This is a genomic window from Pseudomonas sp., from assembly GCF_041601375.1.
GTDB lineage: Bacteria > Pseudomonadota > Gammaproteobacteria > Pseudomonadales > Pseudomonadaceae > Aquipseudomonas.
Genome location: NZ_JBFIIG010000238.1, coordinates 1 through 5627 on the forward strand (window position 1 = coordinate 1; position 5627 = coordinate 5627).

7 protein-coding genes are annotated in these 5627 nt (G+C 68.0%); all 7 read left to right on the forward strand.

What is annotated here, in order from left to right:
• On the forward strand, positions 1–880 hold an 880-nt coding region (gene bioB, locus ABZE94_RS19960; protein WP_372877748.1), incomplete at its 5' end, for a biotin synthase BioB.
• Between the two features lie 75 nt (positions 881–955).
• Positions 956–2128: an 8-amino-7-oxononanoate synthase gene (gene bioF / locus ABZE94_RS19965; protein ID WP_372877750.1), complete on the forward strand. Its 1173-nt coding sequence runs from the start codon at positions 956–958 to the stop codon at positions 2126–2128.
• Positions 2121–2852 carry an alpha/beta fold hydrolase gene (locus tag ABZE94_RS19970; protein ID WP_372877752.1) on the forward strand — a complete coding sequence of 244 codons (732 nt, stop codon included), beginning with the start codon at positions 2121–2123 and terminating at the stop codon, positions 2850–2852. Before bioF ends, ABZE94_RS19970 begins: the two co-directional genes overlap by 8 nt.
• Positions 2845–3654 carry a malonyl-ACP O-methyltransferase BioC gene (bioC, locus tag ABZE94_RS19975; protein ID WP_372877754.1) on the forward strand — a complete coding sequence of 270 codons (810 nt, stop codon included), beginning with the start codon at positions 2845–2847 and terminating at the stop codon, positions 3652–3654. The genes ABZE94_RS19970 and bioC overlap by 8 nt, the downstream gene beginning before the upstream one ends.
• Position 3655: 1 nt before the next feature.
• On the forward strand, positions 3656–4345 hold the full coding sequence (gene bioD / locus ABZE94_RS19980) for a dethiobiotin synthase (protein ID WP_372877756.1): 690 nt from the start codon (positions 3656–3658) through the stop codon (positions 4343–4345).
• Between the two features lie 96 nt (positions 4346–4441).
• Entirely contained in the window at positions 4442–4741 is a 300-nt protein-coding gene (locus ABZE94_RS19985; RefSeq protein ID WP_372877758.1) for a hypothetical protein, read from the forward strand.
• A 60-nt stretch (positions 4742–4801) separates the two neighbouring features.
• Entirely contained in the window at positions 4802–5557 is a 756-nt protein-coding gene (locus ABZE94_RS19990; RefSeq protein WP_372877760.1) for a putative metalloprotease CJM1_0395 family protein, read from the forward strand.
• Positions 5558–5627 lie beyond the last annotated feature (70 nt).

Consider the following 5627-nt stretch of genomic DNA (forward strand, 5'->3'; position numbering starts at 1 on the left):
CCCGGAAGACTGCAAGTACTGCCCGCAGTCCGGCCACTACAACACCGGCCTGGAAAAGGAAAAACTGCTGGAAGTGCAGAAGGTGCTGGAAGCGGCCGCCGAGGCCAAGGCCATCGGTTCCACCCGCTTCTGCATGGGCGCGGCCTGGAAGCATCCGTCGGCCAAGGACATGCCCTACGTGCTGCAGATGGTCAAAGGCGTGCGCGCCATGGGCCTGGAAACCTGCATGACCCTGGGCAAGCTGGACAAAGAGCAGACCACCGCCCTGGCCGAGGCCGGCCTCGACTACTACAACCACAACCTGGACACCTCGCCGGAGTTCTACGGCAACATCATCACCACCCGCACCTACGCCGATCGCCTGGAAACCCTGGCCTACGTGCGCGATGCGGGGATGAAGATCTGCTCCGGTGGCATTCTCGGCCTGGGCGAGTCGCTCGACGACCGCGCCGGCCTGCTGATCCAGCTGGCCAATCTGCCGGAGCATCCGGAGTCGGTGCCGATCAACATGCTGGTCAAGGTCAAGGGCACGCCGCTGGCCGACGAACAGGACGTCGACCCCTTCGACTTCATCCGCATGCTCGCCGTGGCGCGGATCATGATGCCGCAGTCCCACGTGCGTCTGTCCGCCGGCCGCGAGGCGATGAACGAGCAGATGCAGGCCCTGGCGTTCTTCGCCGGTGCCAATTCGATCTTCTACGGCGAGAAGCTGCTGACCACCGCCAACCCGCAGGCCGGCAAGGACATGCAGCTGTTCGCCCGCCTCGGCATCAAGCCGGAAGAGCGCGAAGAGCATGGCGACGAAGTGCACCAGGCGGCCATCGAGCAGGCCCTGGTCGAGCAGCGCGATTCCAAGCTGTTCTATAACGCTGCCGTATAACGGCAGCCATAAGCGGCAAGCTACAAGCGCCAAGTTGTTGCTTGAAGCTTGCCGCTTGTAGCTTGGAGCTATTCAGTGCCTTTCGATCTGTCCTCCCGCCTCGCCGAACGCCGCGCCGCCAATCTCTATCGTCAGCGGCCCCTGCTCGACTCGCCGCAAGGCCCGCTGGTCACGGTCGACGGTCGCGAGCTGCTGGCCTTCTGCTCCAACGACTACCTCGGCCTGGCCAATCACCCGCAGGTGATCGAGGCCTGGCGCGCCGGCGCCCTGCGCTGGGGCGTCGGCGGCGGCGCCTCGCACCTGGTGATCGGCCACAGCACGCCGCACCACGAGCTGGAGGAGGCCCTGGCCGAATTCACCGGGCGACCGCGGGCGCTGCTGTTCTCCACCGGCTACATGGCCAACCTGGGCGCGGTCACCGCGCTGCTGGGGCAGGGCGATACGGTGCTGGAAGATCGCCTCAACCACGCCTCCTTGCTGGATGCCGGTTTGCTCAGCGGTGCGCGCTTTTCCCGCTATCTGCACAACGACGCGGCCAGCCTGAGCAACCGCCTGGACAAGGCCGTTGGCAATACCCTGGTGGTCAGCGACGGCGTGTTCAGCATGGACGGCGACCTGGCCGAGCTGCCGGCGCTGTGTGCGGCGGCCAAGGCCAAGGGCGCCTGGGTGATGGTCGACGATGCCCATGGCTTCGGCCCGCTCGGCGCCAGCGGTGGCGGTATCGTCGAGCACTTCGGCCTGGGCCAGGAGGATGTCCAGGTGCTGGTCGGCACCCTTGGCAAGGCCTTCGGCACTGCCGGGGCCTTCGTCGCCGGTAGCGAGGAGCTGATCGAAACTTTGGTGCAGTTCGCCCGCCCCTATATCTACACCACCAGCCAGCCGCCGGCGCTGGCCTGCGCCACCCTGAAGAGCCTGGAGCTGCTGCGCAGCGAGCGCTGGCGGCGCGAGCACTTGAACGCCTTGATCAAACGCTTCCGTGCAGGCGCTGCTGCGATTGGCCTGCAGTTGATGGACAGCGCCACGCCGATCCAACCGATCCTCATCGGTGACAGCGGCCGCGCCATGCGCCTGTCGCAGCTGCTGCGCGAGCGTGGCCTGCTGGTCACCGCGATTCGTCCGCCCACGGTACCGGCCGGCAGTGCGCGCCTACGGGTCACCTTGTCGGCGGCGCACAGCAGTGCCCAGCTCGAACGGCTGCTGGAAGCCTTGGCCGAATGCTGGACGCTACTGGAGCGTAGCGATGCGTGATCGCCTGATTCTGCTGCCCGGCTGGGGCCTCGGCAGTGCGCCGCTGGAACCGCTGGCCGAGGCCTTGCGTGGCCTCGATTCACGCCTGCGGGTCGAGATCGAACCCTTGCCGCGACTGGACTCCAGCGACCCCGCCGACTGGCTGGATGAACTCGATGCCAACCTGCCGCAAGACGCCTGGCTCGGCGGCTGGTCGCTCGGCGGCATGCTCGCCAGCGAACTGGCGGCGCGGCGCGGCGAGCGCTGCGCCGGCCTGCTGACCCTGGCCAGCAATCTGCGCTTCGTCGCCGAGCCGACGTGGCCCAGCGCGATGGCGACTGAAACCTTCGGCGTGTTTCGTCAGGGCTGCGCCGCGGATGCGCGCGCTACCTTGAAGCGCTTTGCCCTGCTCTGCGCCCAGGGCGCTGCGGATCCGCGCGGGTTATCGCGGCTGCTGCTGGGTGCGTCGCCCCAGGCGGGTGCCGAGAGTCTGCTGGCCGGCCTGGATGTGCTAGCCGCGCTGGACACCCGCGGCGCCGTGCAGGCCTTCGTCGGCCCGCAACTGCATCTGTTTGCCGGCGGCGATGCGCTGGTGCCGGCGAATGCGGCGGCCGCGCTGCTGGCGTTGCTGCCGGATGTCGAGATCGGCCTGGTCGATAACGCCAGCCATGCCTTCGCCCTGGAGCGGCCCCACGAAATTGCGGCGGCGATCCAGGCCTTTCTGCACGAGGCCGGCGATGACTGAGTGGACACAAGACCCGCTGAGCGGCCTGCCGGACAAGCGTCAGGTGGCGGCGTCCTTTTCCCGCGCCGCCGACAGCTACGACAGCGTCGCGGCCCTGCAGCGCAAGGTAGGCGGGGAGTTGCTGGCGCGCTTGCCGGCCAGTCTGAGCCCGCAACGCTGGCTCGACCTGGGCTGTGGCACCGGTCATTTCAGTCGGGCCCTGGGCCAGCGCTACGGCGCTGCCGAGGGCGTGGCCCTGGATATTGCCGAGGGCATGCTGCGCCACGCCCAGCCACTGGGCGGCGCGCAGCAGTTTGTCGCCGGCGATGCCGAACGCCTGCCGCTGCGCGACTCATCCTGCGACCTGCTGTTTTCCAGCCTGGCGCTGCAATGGTGTGCGGATTTTGCCGCGGTGCTCGGCGAAGCCCGGCGCGTCCTGCGCCCCGGTGGTGTGCTGGCCTTCAGCAGCCTGTGCGTCGGCACCTTGCAGGAGTTGCGTGATAGCTGGCAGGCGGTGGACGGTTTCGTCCACGTCAACCGCTTCCGCCGTTTCGCCGATTACCAGCAGCTCTGCGCGGGCAGCGGCCTGCAGCCGCTCGGCCTGCAAACCCAGGCAGAGGTGCTGCATTACCCTGACTTGCGCAGCCTGACCCATGAACTCAAGGCGTTGGGTGCACACAACCTCAACCCCGGCCGCCCGGGTGGCCTGACCGGGCGCGCCCGCATGCTGGCGCTGATCGCCGCCTATGAGCAATTCCGTCAGCCGCAAGGCCTGCCGGCGAGCTATCAGGTGGTCTACGGCCTTTTACGCAAAGAGAACTGAGATGACTGCAGCCTTCTTCGTCACCGGTACCGACACCGAAGTCGGCAAGACCACCATTGCCGCTGGCTTGTTGCATGCCGCGCGCATGGCCGGGCTGTCGACCGCCGCCGCCAAGCCGGTCGCCTCTGGGTGCAGCAAGACTGCTGCCGGTCTGCGCAACGACGATGCCCTGGCCTTGCTCGGCGAATGCAGCCTGGCGCTGGGTTACGAGGAGGTCAATCCGCTGGCCTTCGCCCCGGCCATCGCCCCGCACCTGGCGGCTCGCGAAGCCGGCGTGCGGTTGGATCTGGAGGCGCTGCGCGGGCCGGTGCAGGCGATTCTCGACAAGGGTGCGGATTTCACCCTGGTCGAAGGCGCCGGCGGCTGGCGCGTGCCGCTGGCCGGTCAGGCCGCACTGTCGGATCTGCCGATCAGCCTGGATCTGCCGGTGATTCTGGTGGTCGGGGTGCGCCTGGGCTGTATCAATCACGCCGTGCTGACCGCCGAGGCGATTGCCCGCGACGGCCTGACCCTGGCCGGCTGGGTGGCCAACGTGGTCGACCCCAAGACGTCGCGGCTGGAGGAGAACCTGGCGACCCTTGCCGAGCGCTTGCCGGCGCCTTGCCTGGGGCGGGTACCGCGCCTGGCCAAGGCGACGCCGGCGGCGGTGGCGGAGCGTCTCGATCTGGCGCTGCTGGGGTTGGCGCTATAAGCAGGCCTGCTGCCATAGCTATTTGCCAGTACGTTCCTTGCGGATTATCTGCTTCAATGCAGGGCAATGATTCGTTCCAGTTGCGGGAGCTTGTGCATGGAAATCTCCGCTAACGCCTTCAGTTCAGGCATCAGCAGCATTCAGTCGGGGCAACGCCGCGTCGATCAGGCCGCCGCCGAGATCGCCGGCAGTGCCGTTGCCGCGCCCCCACCGCTGGCGCAGACGCCCGTGCCGAATCAAGTCAATCCGTCGCCCGAGGCGGCAGAGCAAGGCCGTGCGGACCTGGCCGAGAGCCTGGTGGCGTTGCGTGTCGGCCAGCACGAAGCACAGGCTGGCGCGCGCGTGGTGCGTACCGCCGACGAAGTACTGGGCACGCTGATCGACACCAAGGCCTGACCCGGTCGCTGATGCGCCCCATACAGGGGCGATAACAGCTGCACGACAAGGAGGTACGGCATGCAGATCGGCGCTTTGCCCAGCTATCTTGCGCCTGCAGTGTCGTCCCTGCCGGTTCGCCCGGTTGCGTCCGCCGCTGTTTCCCCCGACCTGACCCGCGCCGCCCAGGCACCTGCTACGCCTTCCCCCGCCCTCGGCGATGAGCAAGCCGCGTCTGCCCGCGAAGAGGCGGATCGGTCGCCATCGACCCAGTCCGCCAGCAAGCAGGGCGAGGCCGAACCCAGCCCGCAGCAACAACGCCTCGAGCAACTGCAAATCGCCGAACTGGCCACTCGCGACCGCGAAGTACGCGCCCACGAACAGGCCCATGCGGCGGTCGGCGGCAGCTATGCCGGTGCGCCGAGCTACACCTACAGCCATGGCCCGGATGGTCAGCGCTATGCCGTAGCGGGTGAGGTCAGTATCGACACCAGTGCCGTGGCGGGCGACCCGCAAGCCACCCTGAGCAAGATGGAAATCGTCGTACGCGCGGCCCTGGCGCCGGCCGAACCTTCCGCCCAGGATCTGCGTGTGGCGGCGCAAGCCCAGGCGCAGATGCTGCAGGCGCGAGCCGAACTGGCCGAGCTGCGACTCAGTGAAGCCGCAGAAGGGCAAACCGAGCGTGCGCAACCGAGCGAGGCGGCCGAATCTGCGCAGCAGGGCGACGATCCCGAGGCGTCACGCCAGCCGCCGCGTTCATCTGCAGCCGATCTCGATCTGTATCGGCGCACCGCCGAGTTGCCGAGCTCTGCGCCGCTGATCGACCTGCTGGGCTGAGCGGCTGCGATAAACCCTCGCCTGCTGCAGCGTCTCCCGGCGTCCTGGGCGCCGACAAATTCCCTCGAGC